Below are 22,788 nucleotides of genomic sequence, written 5' to 3'. Positions count from 1 at the left end.
TTCTACATTTCCCTCGGATTCCCTTTTTTCCAAAATTGTTTAGATCCAGCAATACTGAAAATTCAAAGGTCAACAAAAAAGCTATCCAGTGTTTGGATAGCTCCTAAACAAAATACCAGGTGATTCCGATTGTTCCAGGTCCGGTATGGGTACCGATAACCGGTCCAAAAGGAGTGATGTTTCCATCCACATGGGGATATTTATTTTGAATTTCCTCCAGCCACTCTTTTGCTTCTTCATAAACATTGGCTTGAATAATAGAGAGGCGAATCGGTTTCCCCTTTTTTGCATCCTCTTCAAAAAAACCCATAATTCTTTCTTTTGCTCTCCTATGGGTTCTTATCTTTTCAAAGGGCTGAATTTTTTTGTTTTCAAACATCAAAATGGGTTTAATCCGCAGTAGATTTCCCACCATCATTTGGGCGGCGGTCAATCTTCCTCCCCGATACAAGTGATTCAAATCTTCTACAAGAAAATAGGCTCTTCGCGTTTTTCTAATATAATCCACCCGCTCCAGAATCTCTTCCCTAGATCTCCCCTCTTTTGCCATCTTCGCTGCTTCAACCACCATAAAACCCAAAGCATAACAAGCAATCTCTGAATCTACTACATCGATGGAAATATGGGACAGCATGGAGGCTGCTGTTTTTGCTGATTGATAGGTTCCGCTGATTCCGCTGGACAGATGGATCGATATTAAATGATCGGCCTGTTGAGACAGCTTTTCATAAGTTTCAACAAATTCACCAACTGGCGGTTGAGAGGTGGTCGGAAGATGTTTAGCATGCTCCAGTTTTTTATAAAACTCATCTACATCCAAGTCATATCCTTCCCGATAGGACTCGGCACCAAAAATCACTTGCAGAGGGACAATGGAAATCTCGTATTTCTCCAGTTCCTCTTTGGGAATGTAGCTTGTACTATCTGTAATAATGGCAATGGACGACATCCCTATTTTCCCCTTTTTCTACTCTTGAATTTGATATGGATGAAACTACAGCATTACTACTGATAATATATCATTCACCTTACTGGAGCAACCCTACTGAAGGAATCCTACTGATAGCAGCTCACCTTATTTCTTCCCGATTGTTTTGCTCCCAAATACATGGCCCGGTCCGCATGACGAATGAGCGACATCGTAGAATCGGCACAGGTAGGGTAAGTAGCAATACCGATACTGGCAGTCACCTGAATCATCATTTCTCCCTTCCCTTTGAGGGACTGATGTACCTTTAGTGGCAATTTTTGAATAGCCGAACGAATTCTTTCAGCAATTTCTACGGCTTCTTCTTGATCCGTGTCAGGAAGCAGTACTGTAAATTCTTCCCCGCCATATCGGGAAACAATATCCCCCTTTCGGACATTGGATTGTATGATCTGTGCAACATGCTTTAGCACATCATTGCCAACCAGATGTCCAAATCGATCATTTACCTGTTTAAAATAATCAATATCCAAAATCAGAAGGGATAAAGGTTTTGACTCCTTTTCAGATTCCCTGACCATCCGATGGATCATCGAGTCGAAGGTTCGGTAGTTATACAGCCCCGTTAGTTCATCCATTTTACTCCTTCGCTCAGATTGGGTAAACCGCTGGGCATTTTGCAGGGCAATCGCCGCCTGGCTGGCCAAAATTTGAATCAGGGTTACATCGCGATCTGTAAAACGAAAGGTTCTTCTTGCAGCAAGACAAATCACCCCTACCGTTTGATGATCCCAAATCATCGGAACTACTACCTTAGATTTTTTCTCATCGACATACACCCGTCCATCCTGTGCCACTTGACGAATCAGATCATCGGCCTTAACCGGCTCGTTTTTGATGATATGGGATGGAGAGTAAATGGAAGAAAAGAGTGAACATTCTCCGTCATGATGAACCAAAACCAGTTCATCCTTCTCATCTTTGAGAAAGAGTAAAAAGGCATCAACATTCACCATACTCTTCATCCCTTTACAAATTTCTGCAAGGGTATGTTCTAAATCTAACTGGGCAGTGAACCGGGTAGTAAGATCATTTAAGGCTTTCAACTGCCCGTGGGCAAGGTATAGATCATGATATAAACGAAAAACATACGTCACGAAAAGAATGGGGACAGCCACCAGAAGTATTCCGGTAAATCCTACGGAATGATGAACAGAATATAAAAGAAGTCCTAGAGGAAAGGACAAAAGGGTAGAATAAACATCCCACTTTAAATTATTCCAGGTCAACGGATACGGAAGCCTGTCGTAAAAGCGTCTGATCATGGATAAAAACAAGTGATTGGTCACAAATCCCGTCACAACATAACCCAAAAGGGCAATCAAGGGGACGTCAAAAATATTCAAAGCAGAATAGAAGGGATAAAGAATATAATAAACCGCTGCAGCTAACAGAGACTTCCAGATGATCATCGATTGAATGAGGAAAAATCGATACCAGCTCATTTTTCTTCTGACGGTTAGAACAATAAGCAAGGACAACAAGCCCATGAGCGTCTCAACCACAATCCCATAGCTTAAAAAGACAGCGATCAAGATAAAGGATTGCAGGCTGATCATGGCATGTTTTGTTCTGAGAGGAAAACTGTCAATTAACAGAAGGACCAAAAAAAGAAACAACAAAATAAGGATATCGTCTATAGTTAAAACCGGAGGAAAGGACAAAGATATCCCCAGAAATGAAAGGAAGGAAATTAAAGCGATTCCAACAACCACTGCTCGCCCCATACCCACTCTCCTTTCTGCCCGACATGCTCATTATAACTCAACCTTATGAGAAATTTGAGAAAAATATTTCTAAAATTTTCTACACATTTCTACAAAGTTCGACAAAATCCGGGAGGTGACAGGCACCTCGTACGTCGATTAATACACAATTCTCTTTCAATAAAAAATGGTCGGCAGGAAGGAATCTCTCTTCCATGCTCCGGTATTCCCAATTCACCTGCTGAAAGTTAAACTTTATCAGTAAACGTTGGACAATTTTCAGAGAATCATCTGTGGAGCCGAAATCAATAATGGTGATGGATATGGGTATCCCCTTTAACCTTGACCAGGAATATAAGGATCGCATCACAGCTTCAATATTTCTTTGTGACTGATAGATCAAAAGAGTATAATGTTTGGTTGTCGTCGGATGAAATCCCCATTGAAAATAACTGATCAATTGAATAACGATAGAGGTTAATCCATAGACGGCTAGCAGAAAAAGAATAAAAAAAATCATCCGGAATACCTCCTCCTACTTATAGGTATGCCGAATGAGAGAAGAATGTGCTTTCGTCTAGAGATGTATCCAGCCTTTTTTAATGGCAGTGACAACGGCATGGGTCCGATCCTGAACCTCCATCTTGGCCAATATACTGCTCACATGATTTTTTACGGTTTTTTCACTAATAAACAACTTTTCGCCGATGGAACGGTTGCTCATTCCTTCAGCCATTAATTGAAGAACCTCCAATTCCCGTGGACTTAACAGATAATCGATCCCATCACTGGTCCCTTCCATGACCTGTTCCTTCTCACTCAGGCGTCTCAACTCTTCGATAAGGGGACCGGTTACTTTGGGGTGAATATAGGCTTCCCCCCTTGACACGGCTTTTACCGCATCAATCAGTTCCTCTGCTTCCATTTCCTTTAACAAATAACCCGATGCCCCTGAGCGAAGGGTTTTCTGGACATATCCTTCATCATCATGAATGGAGAGAATAATCACCTTACTTTCAGGTGTGTATTGGTGAATTATTTCTGTTGCTTCTACCCCGTTCATATGGGGCATATTGACATCCATCAGTATGACATCCGGTTGCAGTACCTGGGCCAATTGGCAAGCAGTTTCTCCATCCCCCGCTTCACCAACTACTGAAAAATCTGCCTCCATATTTAAAATCCGTTTAATCCCCTCACGGAATAACTGATGGTCGTCTACCAGCAGAATTGTTATTTTCCTATCTCCCATACATATTCCCCCACCTTTAGTTCCATTCCTTATTCTTCCTTTTCATATTTGAATGGGATGGTAAAATACACCTTGGTCCCACGATTGATTTCCGAGGTAATTTCCATTTCCCCTTCCAGCAAGTGGGTTCTCTCCCTCATCCCCATAATGCCAAACTGAGGCCTGGCCCCTTTCTCAGGGGCGGCAAAACCAACTCCATCATCCTTTACGATGACGTGGATCATATCCTTGGCATACTCTAATTTCACCTGCACCATCCTGGCTTTCGCATGTTTCGCTGCATTATTTAAGCATTCCTGGATCAACCGGAAAACAGCCACTTCCATGGAAGTGGGCAGCTTTTTCTCTCTTCCAAAAACCACAAATTCTGTTTCCATACGGTATCTGGTTTCATAATCCTGTATAAATTTCTTTAATGTAGGTACGAGTCCCAGGTCATCCAAGGCCATCGGTCTTAGATCAAATATAATTTTTCGGACATCGGCTAAGCTGTTTCGAACCATTTCCTTCAGTTCTTTTAATTCCTGTCTGACCGCATCTAAATTTCCTTGACTTAACAACCGTTCTACGATTTCGGACCGCAATACCACATTCGCCATGGATTGGGCAGGGCCGTCATGGATGTCCCTGGCTACTCGCTTTCGTTCCTCTTCCTGGGCCTGTATCACCTGAAGTCCCAACTGTTGACGATGTTGGGCTGTCTCTAGGACACGGGTAATTTTGCTGATATCCCCAGTCAGATAATCAAGGACTACGCCGATTTGCGTCATCAGATTTTCGGCACGTTCGATGGTTTTTTCAATATTTCGCAATCGAAGCTCCAGTTCATCCCTTTTCTTTCTTAGATTGCTTTCCCTCTCCCTGGTCAGAATAAGGTTAACCTGGATCTGCTGGGCTGTTTCATATGCTTTTCGAATGTCTTCCTCGCTGAATCGGCTGAAATGGCGGCTGACCTCACTTAACCTGACCCTGGCATTCCGCCATCTTTTTTCCAATTGATCCGCCTGTTCTATGATTTCAGAAACTTCCTTTTTTACCTGTTCAATTTCTTGTAAAAGATTATTGGCTTCTTCTCTGGCAGATTCAGCAATGTCAAAAATCTGTTCCTTACTCTTTTCTACGGTATGTATCGTCTTTTTTATCACCTTCTCCAGGATGGCCGTATCGATTTGTTCCTGCAACAATTGTTCTTCCCCCTCATCCCCAGAACATCTCATCTTAAAAATTTGCCTGAACTTCCAAAACTATAGCGGTGAACTATAGAATCCGCTTCATGTCTAAAGAACGGAGCCCTCAAAAACATCTGGGCATTCCAAAGGTGGAGTCAGTACAGCGGGTTAAGCACAAAATCGCTCTTTTTTCCTATATTACCATAGTTTTTCAAGGAAAGAGCTAGGAAGGGTTTCCCATTCTATCCATTGTCCAAATAGGACTTTAGACCCATTTAAAAAAGATGGCGGATATAATCTGCCATCTTCTTGATTCTAATATAGACTAATACGTGAGAATCACTCCATCACCGAGTTGAAGACCAGACCTAATTTCTATGAAATCCTGACCTTCCACTCCAATTTCCACTTCCTTCGGTGTTGGCGGTTCTCCTGGTTTCCCGGGAATCATCACCGAACCCCTTCCATTACCCAAAACATTTACCGCATTATATGGAAGACGCAGCACCTGTTCAGCCCGACGGATCAGAATATCCGCATCGCCGGTCATTCCCGGCTTTAGCTTCTCTGAGCTTTCCACCTTAATTTTTACCGGAAATGACACACTATTTCCCTCTGCCTTTCCCACTTCAGAGACTTCCACCACTTCTCCAGTAAACTTTTCATCTCCAAAGGCGGTGACATACACATCCACCTTTTGTCCTTTGGATACATAGGGGATATCCACCTCGTCCACACTAGCCTTCATATAGAGGGCACTATCGTTTATAATCACCACCGCAGGTTTTCCACTTTCAGGGGTTTGGCCCGGTGATACATTCACTTCCACCACCCGTCCACTGATAGGAGCAGTCACTTGATATTTTTTTAATGCATTTTTTTGCTGTTCCAACTGGATCTGGGTTTGTTTTAATGTAATTTCCTGACTTACCCGATCCAGATCCCGCTTTTCCATATCCAGCAAAGCGATGACTTGTCCGGGGCGAATATAATCCCCCTCGGCCACCTTGATTTGGGAAATCGTTCCTACCGTTTTGGCTTCTACCTGAACCTCTTCATCCTGTGCCAGTTCACCCCTTTCCACGCCTTGTATGACTGTCCCCGAAGGAAGTTTCTTTTCAACAGATGCCTTTACTCCTGGGTATAAAGCACCCAAATTCTTGACGGTGACGGTGACATCATAGAGGATTCCTCCCCCCACGGCACTTCTCCCTTTGCGGTCCACCTTTTTAACCCTTCCTTCGGTATATGAAAGAAAATCCACCAAGAAAACCGTTACATTTTCGCCTTCTTTAATATACGCTATATCATTTTTGCGAAAGGGGACCGTAACCACCAAATCATCAGGTTGGGTCAACGTCATCACCGTTGTTCTTTCTTCCACTTGGTCCCCTTGGGATATTTTTATCTCTTTTACTCTGCCCTCATATGGGCTGATGATTTCTGAGGCATATCCCTGCCATTCAGACCAGGAACGGTATTGCTTCCTCCATTCCAGCTCTGTCTGCATGTACTGAAGGTATGCTTCAGTATCATCCATCACGAAAAGAAGGTCTCCCTCGTTTACCTGTGCCCCCTTTTGCACAAACACTTTTTTCACCGTTGCGTTCACTTCAGGATATACTTCTTTTTGGGCTTCCGCTTCGATCACTCCAGTGGTGTAGATAGACTTCACCACATCCCCCTTATCCACCACTACCGTCGGCATGGGCGGAAAGTCAGCTGGACCTTCCGTCATAACGCCATCAACGGGTTTGCTAATCTTCCATTTCCACACTCCCCATACAACTGCAATCACGACCAGCAGAATGAAAATAATGATCCATCTTTTTTTCATAGGTTTCACCTGTCCCATTTTATCTTCGGTGTGTTTCTAACACTCCCACTAAATCGTTTATGATCTTCAAACGATAGAGCAGAACTAAAGATTCACAAGTCCGCTAGTCAAGTTCTTTCAAAGAAGTTGTTCAAGTCCGCTTCAAGTCTAAAGAACGGACCTTAGTGAATTCTTTAGTTCCGTCTATTGGAGGATTCTGACTTGAAAAATGGAGATAAAACTTCAAACGGTGAGTGATTTACTCCGTTCGAATCGCTTGAATCGGACTTAAACGGGAAGCCCGAATCGCCGGAAACAATCCCGATATCACCCCTACAAAGGTGGCAAATCCAACTGCGGAGAGGATCAACCACAGGGGCATCACCGCAATCTGTGTCATCTCATCTCCAAACATGCGAAAATCCGGCTGACTGGCCGCTATCATATTGGCTACTTTGCCAATACCCATTCCTGCAAGGAGGCCTATCACACCACCAAAAAAGCCAATACTCCCCGATTCCAACAGGAACAACCATCGGATATTATATACCGTCGCTCCAATCACTTTCATCACCCCGATTTCCCGGGTTCTTTCCAGAATGGACATGATCATCGTATTGGTGATGCCGATGGAAGCCACGAGCAGCGAGATGGCAGCAACCCCGCCCAGAATGAGTTCTACCACCAAGAAGAAACGGTTAATCTCTTTTAACTGCTCCGTGGGGGACCAAGTGTTGTAGCCAATTTCCTTAATCCGCTGAACCACCTGCTCCACCTGTTCCCTGGAGGCCACTTTTACGGTGATCTGTTCATAGTCGGGCCCATTGATTTTGCTACTCCCCCGGCGGTTTTCTCCGTATACGCCCTTTCCCCTGCTTCCCGACCGCTCTAACCATTGATTTAATTCATTGACCAGCTCAATGGGTGCATAAGCAGCCCCCCATTCCCGCTGTCCTTCAGCAAGCTGGCCAACGACCCTTACTTTGATTTCTTTTTTTTCAATTTGATTCTCCCCGGCATAGCGGGTTAAGACAAGGGTCACTGTTTTATTGACCAACTCAACGGAAGGACGATTTTGATTCACAGAACCCGGGAATCGACCCTCATAAACAGGGCCATAACTGGGACCATTTGCTCCAGAGAACTCGGAACTTCCTCCTGTGCCCCTCCTGCTTTTTCTAGCCTGTCTTCTCTCCTGCTCCAAATCGCGCAAATTTTGCGGGATATCAGCAGAAATCACAATTTCATTCTTCTTTCCTGTCAAATAGGTGCCCTTTTCTACTTTTTGATCAAATCGTGCAGCTTCTGCCACTTCTACGCCAACCAGATTCACAAAACCTTCCTTTCTGCCAAAGCTGATATTGGATTGTCCCCTCAGACGATTCACCGCCATCACCGCTTCCACCCCTGGAATTGCCTTTAATTCTTGGACGGTTTTTTGGGTCAACTGCTTCATGTCCCCGGGACCAAAGGGAGCCGAACCTCCAGGTCCACCCATTTCCGGATAAGCGGGCATCACATTTAGCTCGGTGATGTTGGCAAAATTCTCAAAGCTCTTCACCGCATTAGCCTTTAAGCCCAACCCCAATGAAATCATGGCCACGATGGCAGCAGTCCCTATGGCTACCCCAATTGACGTTAAGAAGGTTCTCAGTTTCATTCTCCACAAATTTCGCCATACCAGACGTAAGGAATCCAAGCTTCTCATCTATCCACCTCCCGGGTTTCAGCAGAAACTGTCAATTTTTCGTCAACCGTTGACTCCCTCTGGGGTTCAGGTGAGTCTCTTAGGGGAGACGGGTTATGATCTGGCTTCACGATGGGTTCCCTAAGTGATCTTGCAATCTTCCCATCCCTGAGATAAATCGTTCGATGGGATTGGGCAGCCACGGCCTCATCATGGGTGACAATGACAAATGTAGAGCCCAATTCCTGATTCATCTGTTTTAACATGGATAAAATCTCTGCTTCCGTGCCACTGTCCAGATTCCCCGTAGGTTCATCTGCCAGGACAATGGCAGGCTGATTGATCAGGGCTCTGGCAATACTGACCCGCTGCTGTTGCCCTCCACTCAGTTCATTGGGCTTATGTTTCATGCGATCCCCCAACCCTACCCTTTCCAGGATTTCAGTCGCTTTCTTTCTTCGAGTTTTAGGAGATTCCCCGGAAAAAACCAAGGGCAATTCTACATTTTCCAATGCGGTCAAATTGGGCAACAGGTGATAAGATTGAAAGATGAAACCCATGTATTTGCGGCGGAAGAGACAAAGCTGGTTCTCCGTCATCCTGGATATGATTTCCCCGTTTACGATCACCTCTCCGCTCGTTGGTTTCATTAATCCTGCCATAAGGTTGAGCAGGGTAGATTTTCCGGAACCTGATGTCCCGCAAAGGGAAACCAGCTCTCCTCTTTTTATGGAGAGGGATATCTGATGAAGTACAGGAACTTCTATCTTCCCCATCATGAATGAATGGGATACCTGTTGAATCATAATCTCTCCACCCAAAGGTTTAACCTCCCTCATTTAACTTTTACTGTATGAATCTACCATTTTTTTCTCATACTCTATTATAGACGAAAAAAAGAGAAAAAAGGTTTCATATTTAGATTTTTTTGATTATCATTTGAATCCAGGAGAAGGAATGACCGTATATATAGACGTGTGAATTGAATACATCAGTGGTTCGTTTTAAATTGTAAAAGTGAAAGGAGATTTTTATGAATCGATTGGCAAAGTGGTTTTTGGTGGGAATTGCTACCCTGGCCCCAGTGGGGCTTACTGTTTATATTATCAGTCTGCTTTTTACAACGTTGGATAATCTCCTGGGAAAATATATGCGAGATTTGCCCTTTTACTTTCCCGGGCTTGGACTCATCCTTACCTTGGCAGGAATAACCTTGGTCGGCTTTTTGGCATCCGGATGGTTGGGAAAAAGGTTGTTTCAACTCATAGATCAATTGTTTCACCGCCTCCCGCTGATCAGAACCCTTTATGGGGTCATAAAGGATACCGTCAACTCTTTTTTCGGTGAAAAGCGTTCCTTCTCCAAAGTCGTCCTGGTAAGAATTCCCGGAACCAATTCAAAACTTCTGGGTTTTCTTACGGCTGAAGAAGTGTCCAAGTTGGGAGACTTTGCTTCCAACCATGTAGCGGTTTATATCCTTCAGTCGATGCAATGGGCCGGGTTCACCCTGTTGATTCCGAAGGAAGATGTGGAAATTGTAGACGCCAACGTGGAAGAAGTGATGAAGTTTATTGTGTCTGCGGGAATATCGGGGAAATAAAGAGCAGAAGAAAAAAATCCTCCTTGGGTTCCAAGGAGGATTCGTTTTTAATCATCTATTTTGCTTCAATTGATTTCATCATTTCTGCTGAGATAACCACTTGGCCAATTGATCAACTTCGGCTGCAGGTACCATGCCGCCAGGCATTTCACCCTTACCATTCACCAGGATATTCTTAATTTGGGCTTCAGAATATCTTGATCCAATATCTAATAATCCTGGGACAGCAGGCATTCCATCCATCGCTTCCACACCTTTTAGATCAAATCCATGACAAGCCTTACAGGTATTAAGGATTTTGGATGGATCATAGGCTGCTGGCTGTGGAGCGGGTGCAGGCGCAGGTGTCGGTTCCGGAGCAGGGGCTGCTTCTTCCTTGGGCTGCTCAGCTGGTTTTGGTGCAGGGGCTGCTTCTTCCTTGGGCTGTTCAGCTGGTTTTGGTGCAGGGGCTGCTTCTTGCTTTGGTTCTTCTTTAGGCTGTTCTGCCGGCTTTGGAGCAGGGGCAGGGGCAGCTTCTTGCTTTGGTTCTTCTTTAGGCTGTTCCGCCGGTTGTTCAGCTTTAGCTTCACCTTTTTGCTCAGCCAACCATTGTACTAAATATTCAAGGTCATCCCCTTTTACGAGACCACCAGGCATTTCATCCTTCCCATTGGTTAGAATATTTCTGATTTCATCTGCAGATAATCTGGAACCAACATTGGTCAGTTGTGGACCGTCACCCTTTAAGCCTTCCAAATTCTGACCATGACATCCTTTACAGGAAGCGGTCAATTGGGCAGTTTTGGCCGGATCAAAGGTAATTTGCACAGGTTCCTCTGCCTTTGGCTCTTCAACTGGTTGTTCTTGCTTTGGCTCTTCTTTAGGCTGCTCTGCTGGTTGTGCTTGTTCGGCAGCTTGTTCGGTTTGAGCAGGTTCTTCTGTCTTTATTTCTTCTGTGGTTTGCTTACTGCCGCAGGCAACCAGTAAACCTGCCAGTAATACCAACATAACGACAAGAAGCATTCTTTTTAAATTCTTCTTGTACATCTCTATCACTCTCCCTTGTATTCTAATTCCATCATATGTGAAGAATTTATGTAGATAAAGTAGCAGAAAGAGTGATTTTCTTTTCACAAAGAATAATAAAAAATTACTTCTGGTAGTATTTGCAATCATACAATATACAGTATATTTAACCTTTTATTATTTAATATTTATTTGTGATTTCGATTATAAAGTGAAAAGCCTTACCTGTGAAATAGGTAAGGCTCACTAAATATTATTCTCCAATGGCTTTATGCCTGATAGGCTGCGGCTTCCGCCTTTAAAATTTCCGCTTTATCTGTTCTCTCCCATGGAAGATCCAAATCATTACGTCCAAAATGTCCATAGGCAGCCGTTTGCTTATAGATAGGTCTGCGCAAATCCAGCGCTTTAATAATTCCGGCAGGACGCAAGTCGAAATGCTTCCTTACCAAATCTACCAATATTTCCTCACTTACCTTTCCAGTCCCGAAGGTGTCCACATTGATGGAAACGGGCTGTGCCACACCAATGGCATAAGCGACTTGAACTTCACATTTCTCTGCCAGACCCGAAGCCACAATATTTTTGGCTACATAGCGGGCGGCATAGGCACCAGAGCGGTCCACTTTTGTCGGATCTTTCCCGGAGAATGCGCCCCCGCCATGACGGGCATATCCGCCATAGGTATCTACAATAATTTTACGACCGGTTAACCCGGCATCTCCTTGAGGTCCTCCAATGACAAAACGACCCGTAGGATTGATAAGATATTTGGTTTTCTCATCAAGGAGCTCAGGAGGAACCACCGGTTTGATCACATGCTCTTTTAAGTCATTGGCAATTTGCTGTTGTGTGACATCTGGATGATGCTGGGTTGAGATAACGATGGTATCAATGCGTATTGGCTTATCTCCTTCATATTCAACCGTCACCTGAGTTTTCCCGTCTGGACGGAGATAGTCCAATTTACCTTCTTTTCTCACTTCACTTAAACGGCGGGCCAACCGGTGGGATAAATAGATGGGTAAAGGCATCAATTCAGGGGTCTCATTGACGGCAAACCCAAACATTAATCCCTGGTCCCCTGCACCAATCGCTTCGATTTCTTCATCGGTCATTTGGCCTTCCCTGGCCTCCAACGCTCGGTTTACGCCGGCGGCAATATCTGGAGATTGCTCATCGATGGAAGTAAGAACGGCACATGTTTCGTAGTCAAACCCATACTTGGCTCTGGTGTATCCAATATCCTTTATGGTTTCCCGAACAATTTTCGGGATATCTACATAGCAAGTTGTGGTAATTTCCCCTGCCACTAAAACAAGACCAGTGGTCACAGATGTTTCACAAGCTACCCTTGCATTGGGATCCTGAGCCAAAATAGCATCCAATACCGCATCAGAAATTTGGTCACATATTTTATCCGGATGTCCTTCGGTTACGGACTCGGAAGTAAATAGATAACGCCCTTTTTTCATTGGTTAATCCTCCTTACCCTTAGTATGTTCAACCCAAGAATCCATATGAACATTAATTTGAAATCCCATGTTTGAAAATGATGAAAAAACCTTTTCCCGTCGCGGGGAAAAGGTTGGCAAAATCGATGCATGGTCCTTTTCGGGACATATCATAACCCATTCACATTCAGGTGTCAATGGATATCATTAATCTTCGATAAAAATTAATCTTGTCTCAGGATCATATTCTACCTTGGATTTTAAGCTTTGACTGATAAAGCGCAATGGAACGAGGGTGCGTCCATTTTCCACTTTGGAAGCCTGATCTAACTTCATCTCCACCCCGTTGACATAGGCTACATCGGCCCCGACAACAAATTGAATGGTAACATCCCCTTTGATGATCTCAACCGTCTTTGTTTTCGTATCATAGTTGACCTCAGCTCCCAACGCTTCTGTCAAAGGCCGGATTGGAACAATGGTGCGATTATTCTCAATGCGGGGCGGAACGTCAAAGGAAGGTACATTTCCGTTTACAAATGCCTTCAATTCTGCTTTGCCAAGGGATTTATACAGCTGCTTTAATTTCTGCTTCTGTTGTTCGTCCCCTTTGGTTTTACTGAAAATTTCCTCCTGTAATTTAATGGCCTCATCTATCTTTTTCTGTTTCAACTTGATGGAAATCAGGGCTTCATAGGACTCTTCTATTTCAACCTCATTTTCCCCTTCAATCCCTATTTCCTCCAAGTATTCTTCCAGACCATCCAATGCTTCTTCAAAGGCTTCCTCGTCGATGTTTTCATTTTTACTTCCGTCTCCATCATCATTTTGTTCGATATCGCGGTCTTCTCCATATACGTCATTGGTTACAGATCGTTGTTCTTTCATCATCTCTTTAAACTGTTTGGCAACCTCAGAAACGGATCCATCCCCAGACAATACTGCAAGAATCACTGTTTCAGCGGGTGTTCCAATTGTCTTTAGGAGGGCTTTTACCAATCCTTTGGTTAAATCCACCTCTGCCATTGCCCCTGCATCGGATGTGATGTTTCCTTCTGTTGTTCCGTCGGTTGCTTCAGAGCTAGAGGTGGCATTTTCTGTGTTATTGGAATCTATGAGGTTTAATAAGGCCTGGATATAAGCTTCTGCTCTGGTTCCTTTTGCTCTTTCCAAAAGGGCCCTCAATTGAGCTTCCTTCTTAACCACTTCTTCTTTCATTTTTTTAAGTTTTTTCGCTTTTTTCTCTAATTCATCTTTTTTCTTATCCTTATCATCATCTTTTTGGTCAGAATCTTCATCTTCTTCGTCTTCCAGGTCACCGTCATCATCTTTTTTCCCTTTATCGTCTTTCAATTCCTTGCCTTTTCCTTTATTCTTGCCTTTCCCTTTATCCTTGCCTTCTTCCCCATCACCGGATTCATCCTCTTCGATGGATTCATCTTCATCTTCTAATTCATCATCTACTTCACTTTCATCGTTTATTTCATCTCCATCGTTTATTTCATCTTCATCGTTTATTTCATCTTCATCGCTCATTTCATCTTCATCTCCGCTTTCATCCTCCATCACACCATCCTCGTTAATATCCTCTGCTGCTTCATCCTTGGTATCAGCCGAAATATCCCCTTCTACATCAGCCCCTACTGTTACATGGCTAGCGGCCAATGAATAATTGATGGGATAAAAGATGAGAGTAAATACGAAGAGAACAGACAACACTTTCATAATCCCTGTAATTTTTCCATTCATTTTCATTCTCCTCCCTAACTTTTTTTTCTTTCATCTGTCTTTGGTATCATTTGGTTATAAAGAACAGATATGTTCTGTTTCATTATGTAATTCGAAGCCACCTCTTTTTTTTAGGGGGTACTTTTATCCTAACATAGTTGTCCTATGCGCAAAATAAATCTTTCGTCACATTCTGAAAATAAAATAGCGACTTTTGTCCTAATGTATTGGATAAAAGTCGCTCTATAGATGTAGAACTAAAGATTCACACGTCGGCTAGTTAAGTTCGACCCAGAAGTGATACATGTCCACTTCGAGGCGAATGAACGGAGCCTTAATTCTTTAGCTTCGTCCATATAGATTCTTACTTTACTTCGTATTTGCCCCGTATCATCACCCAGGAATTTTGCTTTGCATCCGGAACCACGATGATCCCACGATTGTCATTTCTGGGAAGAAGAATCAGGTGATTCAATGGAACAAACTGTCCCCCCTCGATATTGGAGCCTGCCGTCAAGTTAGGAAGACCATCCCCATTGTCTCCTTGTTTGGCGATCACTTTTCCCGTCCGGACAATAATTTCGGTCCCTTCAAAGCCAATCAATGTTTGACCCGGCTTTAATTCCACTACAGAGAGGGCGAGATCTCCCGCCCCTTTAGACAAGGAATCCTTAAACTGCTCGTTCAGCTCAGTGGTTAACTCCTGCTTTAATTGGGCTTTCATGAGAGCAATCTGCTCATCCACATAGCTTTTGCTCACGATGGGATCATCAACTGAGCCAGGGATGGCATTATTGGTCCCCGCCCAAACGTTGCCTGTTAAAAGGGCCACAGATAAAATGCTTGCACCAAATAATGAACCGATGATCCACTTCCGCTTTTTCATGACATTCATCTGCTTTTCCATGGGTTTGCTCATTTTCCTTTCCAACTTCATGTGAACTGTTTTTGCACTGCTTCCATTTTACTGTTTAAACCAAATCCTTTCAATGATGACCGCAAATTCTGCCCGGGTTGCACGGCCATTCGGTTTAAATGAACCATCTGTATATCCATTGATATACCCATTCTTTGACATGGCCTGAATTTCCTTGGCTGCCCAGTGCTTTCTTGGTACGTCTGTAAAGGAAGGCCGTAGGATAAACAGGGGTAAATCAAGATTGGCTGCCCTTGCTACCATGACTGCCATTTCAGCACGGGATATCGGCTGATCCGGCCTTAAGGTTCCATCATCATAACCGGAAAGTATCCCCAAATAATAGGCCTGCTTCAGAGAATCATATGCCCAGTAACCCTTTTTTACGTCTGAAAAATTAAAAGGTTTTTGCTCAACATCAGTTTTGTTTAAAGTTCTGACCAATATGGCTGCCACCTGGGCCCTGGTAATGGGTTGATTGGGCCGAAATGTGAAATCCTGATACCCGTTGATAACTTTTTCTTTGCTTAATTGAGCAATGGATTCTTTCGCCCAATGGGAGGAGATATCCGTAAATCCGCCATAGGAGTTATATCGAGTCAGCATGAAGCTATAGGGTTGATTCTCCGTGGACTTGTCTCCCATAATTCTTAAAAAATATATTCCTTGGGGTACGGGCTTTATTAGTTGAAGGGTATCTTCATTCCTCCCCAATTTTTTCTCGGCCACTACATTTAGATTACTGTCAAACCAGGTAGCCCTTAAGCCAATGTTTGGGGGGATATCCCATGCCTGGATATCTATAAGCTGTTCCTGACTAATCTGGAATCGGTACCAATCAAAATCTGCAGCCGTAGATAAACTACCCTGGATGGTTCTGTTAAATCCAATCGGCGCAGCCTGCACAGATAAGTCGTTGGGCTCGTATACATCAATAAAGTCAGGAACAAATGAGGTGATCAGCTGGTACTCCCCATTCACTGGATTGGAATAAAAGTCTGTAATTCTGATGAAATAGGTTCCTTCAGATACCTGTAAAGTAACCTGTTCATCCTGGCTTCCCGAGGAGATGCCCTGGTTATCAATCGAGAGTCCGTCCTGATCTCCCTCCTTGAGGATATAGATCACCGGGTCCATACGTAAAGTATCTGTATTCACCTGAATGGTCAGTTTCCCTTTTTTCGGAATATTCAACTTGAACCAGTCCACATCGGTCGAACTGTGAATGGTGCCGGTAAGCGATTCATTAAAGGCTATACCCTTTGCCTTTTCACGACTGTCGTTGGGTTCATATGGATCCGCATGGATCTGAAATCCTGTTTCTAGGCGATAGTTCAGATTACCTGTGTTTTCCTCCATGATGTCGTATTTGACTTGAATATAGGAGGTTCCCTTTGGAATCTCCAATCGTATTCGTGTAGATTCTTTTGACTTATACATGATCCCGGAGGTAATCCCACCGGGAAAATAAACGATATTTACTCCACTTTCAAATATTTGTGGAAAGTCAATATTTAAGCTCAATTCTCCGGCATAGGGAGCATCTATTCGATACCAGTCCACATCATCTTTCCCGCTTAAGATGCCAAACCTTTCCGTCGATATCGTCAGGCTCTTGGCCTTATCGATCCGATCATTGGGCTCATGAATATCTTGGGGGAACGGAGTGGTTAGCGCTTTGGTTATATTGATCCGTCCGTATCCCGATTTCATGTCCCATCCGGGTTTATCCAGATCATCGGTGGTGGACATGATCTGTTGCCTGATTTGGGCAGGGGTCCATTTGGGATTTTGTGCCCATAGCAGGGCAGCCATTCCAGCCACCTGGGGTGCTGCCATGGAGGTCCCGTCAGCGGCATACCCATACTTCCCGCCAAGTACCGTTGTATAAATATTTTTTCCCGGCGCTACCACATCCAGCTCAGGTCCATAGTTGGAATAGGGAGTCACCCGGTCCCTGGTGTCTACAGCCCCCACCGATAAAACCTTCGGAAAAGCAGCTGGATATTCCACCCGATCCCCTTTGTTGCCCGTCGCTGAAATCACCAATACTCCCTCTTCTTCGGCATAACGAACGGCTTCCTCCATATATGGAGAGTAGATGGGATCTCCCAGTGAGAGGAGCACGATATTGGCCCCATTGTTTACAGCCTGTTTGATTCCTTCCCCGACGAGGAATTCATCTCCTTCCCCATTTTTGTCCAGGGCTTTGATCGGCATGATTTTGGCCTTCCAGGAGACACCAGTCACCCCCACTCCGTTGTTTCCCACAGCAGCCACAATACCGGCCACATGGGTGCCGTGTCCGTTGTCATCCTGGGGAGGGGCATTCGCTTCCAACAGGTTAATACCAGCCACCAGATTTGGTATTAGATCGGGATGTCTTAAATCTACGCCAGTGTCTACGACAGCCACAGTGACATCCGGGCTTTTATTTTGCTGATCCCATCCTTCAACCGCCTTGATCTGATTTAAATAATTTTGTTTCACGGCTTCGGGGTCATTGGGCATGGCAAATACATGGACCTTCCCGTTAGATTGAATGTAGCCCACTTGGGGATGGGTCAACCAGGATAATCGCCACTGCTCCAATTCCTCCCGGGAGGAAATTTGTCGCGGGCGAACTAACCATATATTCTCGCTTTCGTTTTTTGCAAGTACTTCCACGCTTTTTAAAAAACTTTGAGATACTTCTCCCTTCCACTTCACTATCCATTCAGTCTGAGACAGGTTATGTTGCAAGTTCTCCGGTTTCTTTAATTCAGCATATGCTGATATCGGGAAAAAAAGTTGTAAGGCGATACTAAGAACTCCCATACCGAGGATCAGACGTCTTAATTTTTTTAGACCCATCATACCGTCCCATTCTTTCCATTTTATTTTTCTTTTACTCTTTTAAGTTCCTCTTTTTATATAGAGCCCTTTAGACTTTCCGCTTCGTTCGAATTCGAAGACTGTCCTTAGTGAATGCTTTAACTCCGTCCAATTTATCTTATCTAGTTGTGCTGATCTCTAACGACATGCCGTTGTTTTGTACTTTCAAGGAAGGATACAGAACTGTTAGCTCTTTCACTTTTAGATAAGAGGTTCCATTGGTTATCATAATCCGATGATCATTTAAAGAAAACTGATTTTTATTTCCATTTAACTCATAAGTGATTTGAAGATTTTGCCCGTCCCAATCCAGCTTACCACCAAATAACTGAGATAATTTACGGAGGGAAACGAACCACTCTCCCTTATCCTGAACTGCAACCTGTTCCGGTTTTTCCAGGTTGATCCCGTTTAGTTGAACGGAGTCATTTGAATCTAGGGTGATGATATTGTCCTTCAGGATGAGATGCTTCGCCTGTTGGAGCTGCTGTTCCGGATCCGTCACATATAAATCCGGGGTAACCCCAACTCCGTTAATTTTTACTCGGTTCGGGGTAAAATACTCCTCAATGGTTAATTTTAACACGCCGCCCGATTCCAATGGAAGAAGCTGTTGAACCGTTCCTTTTCCAAAGGATTGGGTTCCTACAACCAATGCCACGCCATAATCCTTCAGCGCTCCGGCTACAATTTCAGAGGCACTGGCTGAATTTTCATTGACCAAAACGACGATCGGTTTGGTCCAGTTTGAGGGCCCGTCAACATTGAGGCTTTTTTCCCTTCCCTGACCGTCCTTTACGATGACCCCAGGGCCTTCATCTACAAAGTTTTCAATGATGGAGAGGGCAGCATCTAGAAGTCCACCGGGATTATTCCGCAGGTCTATAATGTATCCTGCTGCCCCCTCCCCTTCGAGGGATTTTAACTGTTCCTTAAATTGACTTCCTGAGGTTGAACCAAAGGTATACACCTGCAAATAGCCGATGTTCCCGTCTAATAATTTGGATTCCACCAACGGGAGCTGTATTCTCTGTCTAACCAGGGTAAAGGTAAGCGGATCCTTTACTCCTTCCCTCAATACCGTAATGGTTACGGTTGTCCCTTCCACTCCCTTGATCTTGGAAGTCACGATTTCGATGTCCTGCCCCACCACATCTTCATCATTCACCTTGATGATTTTGTCCCCGGTTTGTAGACCTGCCTTTTCGGCTGGAGAATCTTTGATCGGGGACTGGACAATAATGTAATCGTCCTTCTGGTCCACATACATTCCCACACCGGTAAATGACCCTTCAATGCTGTTTATGAAGGCTTCATATTCTTCATTGGAAAAGTAATTGGTATACTTATCTCCCAACACATCCAGCATCCCTTTGATGGCCCCTTGCAGTAAGGCATCGGGGTCGATGTCACTGACATGGTATTGGGTGATATAGTCGAAGATGTCGTTTAGCTTTTTTTTCTGTTCCGTGGTGTCAATTTGATGGGCGGCTGCTGCAACTGGCTGAAAAATGACCAGCTGCAAGAATAAAAATGTAAGGGCAATAAACGTGACCCATCTCCTCTTGACAAGACTTTCTCTCGCGGTTCCCTTTTCCATTCTTGATGTCCCCTCTCCTTCAATAGCGTTGATTGTCGTTTATGTACAATTAAACATATTCCCTACCTCTTCGACATTGACCTTCTGACTCCTGCAAGAAAATGGAGGAAAAATACCAGATGAAGAACCAAATAAATACATTTGGTAGTTAAAAAAATTATGGAAGTTACAGGCACTTATTTTAGGATATAATAGTTATTTTTGAGAATGATCCCCATAAGAGAATGACGTTTGCATACCAGTCTTTGAAAGAGTATGCTCTATTGAATGAAGAAAGACAGTGCATTTTGGTTAAAGTGAAAGAAAGGGGTTCACTCTATGGTTAATCAAGATGTTGAAAAGTAATGGTTGGTTTTCGAAATATAGCAGTTCATGATTACCAAACCATCAACCTTGAGATTGTTAGAAAGATCATTGAAGAACATTTAGATGACTTTAAATCCTTTAGCCGTATGATTCTGAATTCGACAAATTCCGGGAAGTGACAGGCTCTATCGGAGGTAGTCGATCAAGGCTCCTTTTGCCCGGGTTTCCAGGCTTTCGATTTCGCGGATAGCCCTTTCCAGTTCACCATTTGCTTTGCGGTCATAATCTTTATAGTCTTCATAATCATCCTCATCGCTGGTGTTGTACCAGTCTTCCAAATTATCCAACGCTTTCCCCTTGTAATAGATGGCATCCTCAATATGATCCAGGGTATCTTTCTCAAAATTCCTTGATGTTGTACTCCCCAACAGTTCTTTGATCGCATCCTTCATGTCATCTAAACGGTCCTCAAAAGCTTCATAGTTACTCTTTCTAACTTCCCAGTGATTCTTTACCGTATTTAAAGTGATGGCATCATCCCTATTTTGAATGACGCTAAAGGAGAGCAGTTTAAACTGGTCCGATGTTTTTAGCAGAAGCTGGGTAATTTGTTTCAGGGATTTTAAATCCTGGGACAGCATGCCTACCGTATAATTCTCCACAGGCTTTGGATTGATGACGTCGATAAAGGTGTTTGAGTTGGTTCCTGAACGATTTGAAGCGGTATTGTTAGCATGGGTGCTATTATTATCTGAACTGCTAGGAATCCTGATGTTGGTTTTAATTCTGATTTCGCTCCTATTATCATCGATAATCATCGTGCCATTTACCTTTTGTAAATAGACGTCTGCCGGAATGTAGATTTTACCATAGATGTTCAGAGCTTTGAGGGAGTTTTCCTTGCCGTCAATCAGAAGTTTATACAATGGGAATCCATATAGTTCTCCATACAAACTGTGATCGGAATAGGCGTAGACGGAAGCCCCCAACGTTACGGCAAGCAAAAGGAAACAAATGAAAAGTATCTTTTTTTTCATGGGATTATACCTCCCCTGACTATTTCATTTAATATTGTACCATCCCGTTACATGATGCTATTTGTTGGTTCCATTATACCATATCCAGACCTGTGTAAATATGGAAAATAGAAATGAACCAACCATTCTTTCGACTTGGCTGGTTCATTGATCGTTTAATGGATTTATTCTAAAGTGGTGCCAATTGCATTTTCTAAAGCGGATTTAGCACGGAGAATATCGTACTTACCCTTTGATAGGTCAAGTTCTGCTTGGTATAGCCCAACTCGTGCGGATTGTACTTCTAAATTTGTACCCATACCGTTTTGATAACGAAGTTCTGCTAAGCGGAGAGATTCTTTTGCCTTTTCTACACTCTTTTCCAACATTGATAGTTTCGCTTTTGATGTAAGGTATCCTTCTACAGCTTGATTAACTTGGAGTCTGATTTCACGCTCTTTCGCTTGTTTATCTAATTCTGCTTTTAAATATGTGTAATTTTGTTCTTTTACTTTTGAATTCTGTTCTGACACATAAATATTTTTATATATATCATATTTCATTTTTTCGCTTTCTGCTGTCTTTACTGTAGCTAAATAGTCAGGTCGATTCAATAACGCCTTTTCCTCTAATTCTTCTACATTTAAACTATTAGGCAATCCATCTAATGAAACTTGTTCTACCTTAAGTTCCTCATTTAATTTTCTACCTAGTTTATCATTTAAGGTTTTTTTCGCTAGCTTTAACTGAGTTTCTGCACCTATAAGACCCATTTTTGCTTGTTCTACCAATACTTCTGAGTCAAGAACAGCAGATTTAGCTACTAAACCTTGTTCGAATTGAACATTAGTATATTCTAATGCCCTCTGAGCCCTTTTAACATTCTCCTGGGCTATAACTAATCCTTCTTGTGCCTCAAGAAAAGTAAAATAAGCATCCTCAGTCTCCTTCTTTGTCTTTAACTTATTAAATTCGTAATTCTTCTCTGCTAGATATACACCGTCTTTAGCAAGTTTTAGTCCGACAGTTTTTTGAATCTTAGCTTCTGAAACTGCACTTGGAGTACTTGTTTGACTACCTATCACAAACATTACAATATCTTCAATTTCCATATCTTCAAGCTTTTCTGCATCATCCAACTTTGATTTTGCTAATTCAATGTCAAATACAAGCTTATTTAAGATTAGTGACTCATTATTAGCTATTTGAATCGCTTCAGCCAATGAAAATGTTGCTACTGGTTCTTTAGGAGCACTATCATTATTCGCAAAACCAACGATACCAGTAGTACTAACTATTAGCATTGCAACTAAAATTATAAAACTAGCCTTGTATTTTTTTTGGAGCATGGTTATCCTCTCCTCTTACTCTTTTGTTTACAATTGAATTGTAATTCATGTTGACTGCTCAGTCAATATATTTGTTTTAACTAAACATACATGACCCGCAGGGTCACAAATTCGCATGAAAATAATTCCATCCAGTAGTTACCTAGTTACTGTATCATCGTTATCTTTCCATAATTGAAATTGAACAGGGGAATGGGTAAGTCGTAAATCTTTATGGTGGTAGCAATATCAGACCCCGCGAACTAAACGGACAGCATCGATCATTGAGCACAAATTCCTGTTGCTGCGAGCACGAATATCAAATTACTGTTTGTCTCTGATC

The 22,788-nt window shown here is 43.1% G+C and carries 17 protein-coding genes and 1 pseudogene; 2 read left to right on the top strand and 16 right to left on the bottom strand.

Features of this window, described 5'->3' with window-relative positions:
- Positions 1-103: 103 nt before the first annotated feature.
- The 8 genes from L1765_RS05255 to L1765_RS05220 form a co-directional block, all read right to left on the bottom strand.
- Positions 104-949, bottom strand: a complete 846-nt coding sequence (locus tag L1765_RS05255; protein ID WP_236405607.1) for a DegV family protein — start codon at positions 947-949, stop codon at positions 104-106.
- Positions 950-1,056: 107 nt separating this feature from the next.
- Positions 1,057-2,715 (bottom strand): GGDEF domain-containing protein, encoded by a 1,659-nt coding sequence (locus L1765_RS05250; RefSeq protein WP_236405606.1) that lies wholly within the window; start codon positions 2,713-2,715, stop codon positions 1,057-1,059.
- 79 nt (positions 2,716-2,794) lie between these two features.
- Positions 2,795-3,214: a glycosyltransferase family protein gene (locus L1765_RS05245; RefSeq protein ID WP_236405605.1), complete on the bottom strand. Its 420-nt coding sequence runs from the start codon at positions 3,212-3,214 to the stop codon at positions 2,795-2,797.
- A gap of 57 nt (positions 3,215-3,271) precedes the next feature.
- Entirely contained in the window at positions 3,272-3,946 is a 675-nt protein-coding gene (locus tag L1765_RS05240) for a response regulator (protein ID WP_236405604.1), read from the bottom strand.
- 29 nt (positions 3,947-3,975) lie between these two features.
- Positions 3,976-5,127 (bottom strand): sensor histidine kinase, encoded by a 1,152-nt coding sequence (locus L1765_RS05235; RefSeq protein WP_236405654.1) that lies wholly within the window; start codon positions 5,125-5,127, stop codon positions 3,976-3,978.
- Between the two features lie 313 nt (positions 5,128-5,440).
- Positions 5,441-6,952, bottom strand: a complete 1,512-nt coding sequence (locus tag L1765_RS05230) for an HlyD family efflux transporter periplasmic adaptor subunit (RefSeq protein WP_236405603.1) — start codon at positions 6,950-6,952, stop codon at positions 5,441-5,443.
- 238 nt (positions 6,953-7,190) lie between these two features.
- Positions 7,191-8,639: an ABC transporter permease gene (locus tag L1765_RS05225; protein WP_236405602.1), complete on the bottom strand. Its 1,449-nt coding sequence runs from the start codon at positions 8,637-8,639 to the stop codon at positions 7,191-7,193.
- Positions 8,636-9,424, bottom strand: a complete 789-nt coding sequence (locus L1765_RS05220) for an ABC transporter ATP-binding protein (RefSeq protein WP_407942204.1) — start codon at positions 9,422-9,424, stop codon at positions 8,636-8,638. The genes L1765_RS05225 and L1765_RS05220 overlap by 4 nt, the downstream gene beginning before the upstream one ends.
- 227 nt (positions 9,425-9,651) lie before the next feature.
- On the opposite strand from L1765_RS05220, the gene L1765_RS05215 reads away from it, so the two are divergent.
- A complete protein-coding gene (locus L1765_RS05215; RefSeq protein WP_236405600.1) occupies positions 9,652-10,218 on the top strand; it encodes a DUF502 domain-containing protein in 567 nt (188 codons plus the stop codon).
- A gap of 78 nt (positions 10,219-10,296) precedes the next feature.
- On the opposite strand, the gene L1765_RS05210 is transcribed toward L1765_RS05215, so the two are convergent.
- The 6 genes from L1765_RS05210 to L1765_RS05185 all read right to left on the bottom strand — a co-directional run bounded on the left by L1765_RS05210 (position 10,297) and on the right by L1765_RS05185 (position 19,795).
- Positions 10,297-11,244: a cytochrome c gene (locus tag L1765_RS05210; protein WP_236405599.1), complete on the bottom strand. Its 948-nt coding sequence runs from the start codon at positions 11,242-11,244 to the stop codon at positions 10,297-10,299.
- Between the two features lie 248 nt (positions 11,245-11,492).
- Positions 11,493-12,698 carry a methionine adenosyltransferase gene (gene metK, locus L1765_RS05205; RefSeq protein WP_236405598.1) on the bottom strand — a complete coding sequence of 402 codons (1,206 nt, stop codon included), beginning with the start codon at positions 12,696-12,698 and terminating at the stop codon, positions 11,493-11,495.
- A gap of 186 nt (positions 12,699-12,884) precedes the next feature.
- Positions 12,885-14,426 carry a copper amine oxidase N-terminal domain-containing protein gene (locus L1765_RS05200; protein ID WP_236405597.1) on the bottom strand — a complete coding sequence of 514 codons (1,542 nt, stop codon included), beginning with the start codon at positions 14,424-14,426 and terminating at the stop codon, positions 12,885-12,887.
- 343 nt (positions 14,427-14,769) lie between these two features.
- Positions 14,770-15,342, bottom strand: coding sequence for a hypothetical protein (locus tag L1765_RS05195; protein ID WP_236405596.1), 573 nt, complete (start codon positions 15,340-15,342; stop codon positions 14,770-14,772).
- Between the two features lie 27 nt (positions 15,343-15,369).
- Complete coding sequence (locus tag L1765_RS05190; RefSeq protein ID WP_236405595.1) at positions 15,370-18,174, bottom strand: S8 family serine peptidase; 2,805 nt, start codon at positions 18,172-18,174, stop codon at positions 15,370-15,372.
- A 139-nt stretch (positions 18,175-18,313) separates the two neighbouring features.
- Positions 18,314-19,795 carry a S41 family peptidase gene (locus L1765_RS05185; RefSeq protein ID WP_236405594.1) on the bottom strand — a complete coding sequence of 494 codons (1,482 nt, stop codon included), beginning with the start codon at positions 19,793-19,795 and terminating at the stop codon, positions 18,314-18,316.
- A 338-nt stretch (positions 19,796-20,133) separates the two neighbouring features.
- Between L1765_RS05185 and L1765_RS05180 the strand changes: the two are divergent.
- Positions 20,134-20,280: pseudogene (locus L1765_RS05180) on the top strand (DUF86 domain-containing protein); the annotation flags it as partial.
- 6 nt (positions 20,281-20,286) lie between these two features.
- Here the strand turns inward: L1765_RS05180 and L1765_RS05175 are convergent.
- Positions 20,287-21,138, bottom strand: coding sequence for a hypothetical protein (locus L1765_RS05175; protein ID WP_236405593.1), 852 nt, complete (start codon positions 21,136-21,138; stop codon positions 20,287-20,289).
- 164 nt (positions 21,139-21,302) lie between these two features.
- Positions 21,303-22,466 (bottom strand): TolC family protein, encoded by a 1,164-nt coding sequence (locus tag L1765_RS05170; RefSeq protein WP_236405592.1) that lies wholly within the window; start codon positions 22,464-22,466, stop codon positions 21,303-21,305.
- Between the last annotated feature and the right edge of the window lie 322 nt (positions 22,467-22,788).

Source organism: Microaerobacter geothermalis, assembly GCF_021608135.1.
GTDB classification, from domain to species: domain Bacteria; phylum Bacillota; class Bacilli; order DSM-22679; family DSM-22679; genus Microaerobacter; species Microaerobacter geothermalis.
Note: the sequence above shows the minus strand (reverse complement) of the source record. Positions and strands in the feature narration are given on the sequence as shown.

Excerpts from the sequence above, each read along its gene's own strand:
- L1765_RS05245 (WP_236405605.1), bottom strand. The coding sequence starts at position 3,214 with ATGATTTTTTTTATTCTTTTTCTGCTAGCCGTCTATGGATTAACCTCT.
- L1765_RS05250 (WP_236405606.1), bottom strand. The coding sequence starts at position 2,715 with ATGGGGCGAGCAGTGGTTGTTGGAATCGCTTTAATTTCCTTCCTTTCA.
- L1765_RS05195 (WP_236405596.1), bottom strand. The coding sequence starts at position 15,342 with ATGAAGTTGGAAAGGAAAATGAGCAAACCCATGGAAAAGCAGATGAAT.
- L1765_RS05190 (WP_236405595.1), bottom strand. The coding sequence starts at position 18,174 with ATGGGTCTAAAAAAATTAAGACGTCTGATCCTCGGTATGGGAGTTCTT.
- L1765_RS05200 (WP_236405597.1), bottom strand. The coding sequence starts at position 14,426 with ATGAATGGAAAAATTACAGGGATTATGAAAGTGTTGTCTGTTCTCTTC.
- L1765_RS05220 (WP_407942204.1), bottom strand. The coding sequence starts at position 9,424 with ATGATTCAACAGGTATCCCATTCATTCATGATGGGGAAGATAGAAGTT.
- L1765_RS05175 (WP_236405593.1), bottom strand. The coding sequence starts at position 21,138 with ATGAAAAAAAAGATACTTTTCATTTGTTTCCTTTTGCTTGCCGTAACG.
- metK (WP_236405598.1), bottom strand. The coding sequence starts at position 12,698 with ATGAAAAAAGGGCGTTATCTATTTACTTCCGAGTCCGTAACCGAAGGA.
- L1765_RS05210 (WP_236405599.1), bottom strand. The coding sequence starts at position 11,244 with ATGTACAAGAAGAATTTAAAAAGAATGCTTCTTGTCGTTATGTTGGTA.
- L1765_RS05185 (WP_236405594.1), bottom strand. The coding sequence starts at position 19,795 with ATGGAAAAGGGAACCGCGAGAGAAAGTCTTGTCAAGAGGAGATGGGTC.
- L1765_RS05230 (WP_236405603.1), bottom strand. The coding sequence starts at position 6,952 with ATGAAAAAAAGATGGATCATTATTTTCATTCTGCTGGTCGTGATTGCA.
- L1765_RS05255 (WP_236405607.1), bottom strand. The coding sequence starts at position 949 with ATGTCGTCCATTGCCATTATTACAGATAGTACAAGCTACATTCCCAAA.
- L1765_RS05170 (WP_236405592.1), bottom strand. The coding sequence starts at position 22,466 with ATGCTCCAAAAAAAATACAAGGCTAGTTTTATAATTTTAGTTGCAATG.
- L1765_RS05240 (WP_236405604.1), bottom strand. The coding sequence starts at position 3,946 with ATGGGAGATAGGAAAATAACAATTCTGCTGGTAGACGACCATCAGTTA.
- L1765_RS05215 (WP_236405600.1), top strand. The coding sequence starts at position 9,652 with ATGAATCGATTGGCAAAGTGGTTTTTGGTGGGAATTGCTACCCTGGCC.
- L1765_RS05225 (WP_236405602.1), bottom strand. The coding sequence starts at position 8,639 with ATGAGAAGCTTGGATTCCTTACGTCTGGTATGGCGAAATTTGTGGAGA.